This is a genomic window from Vibrio sp. 1288, from assembly GCF_033344475.1.
Map to the genome: position 1 here is coordinate 1 of NZ_JAWPOX010000926.1, position 564 is coordinate 564.

The following is a 564-nucleotide window of genomic DNA, read 5'->3' on the forward strand; positions in this document are numbered from 1 at the left end:
AATATGAGGACAAGTTTGGCATTCCGCGTGTCGACTTTATTTGCAAAAACGAAAACACTTTGCGGATGATTCGCCCCGCTCATTTTGTTGAAGACATGCGACAAATGGTGAGTTCGACCGATTATCTTGATCACCAAGTACAGCAAGTCGCGCTCAGAATCGAACGGCAATGCCGAGCGAAAGGATGGTAAATAAAGGCAGGTACAACGTTAGGGAAATTCGAATAACAAAAAGCCATCTTCTAAGCTTGATCATTAGAACGAGAAGTTTGAACGACGAGAAGACTCAACGGATGGATAAACGCTATGCTATCGATAAAACAATTATCTTATGCCTTGGCTGTCTCAAAAACGCTGCATTTTCGTAAAGCAGCCGATTTGTGTCATGTTCGCCAATCAACGTTGAGTACAGGCGTCAGTGAACTGGAGCGTCAGCTAGGCATTAAGATTTTTGAGCGGGACAATAAAAAAGTGCTCGTCACGCCACTTGGTCGTGAGGTTTTGGACAAAGCCAGCAACATTATGCTTCAACTGGAAGACATGGCACACCTCGACCACAGTTGCG

At 44.7% G+C, this 564-nt stretch carries 1 protein-coding gene and 1 pseudogene; both read left to right on the forward strand.

Annotation, left to right across the window (positions count from 1 at the left end):
* Positions 1 to 191: pseudogene (locus R8O11_RS30130) on the forward strand (hypothetical protein); the annotation flags it as partial.
* Between the two features lie 114 nt (positions 192 to 305).
* A partial coding sequence (locus R8O11_RS30135; protein WP_318195249.1) for a LysR family transcriptional regulator occupies positions 306 to 564 on the forward strand: 259 nt, incomplete at its 3' end.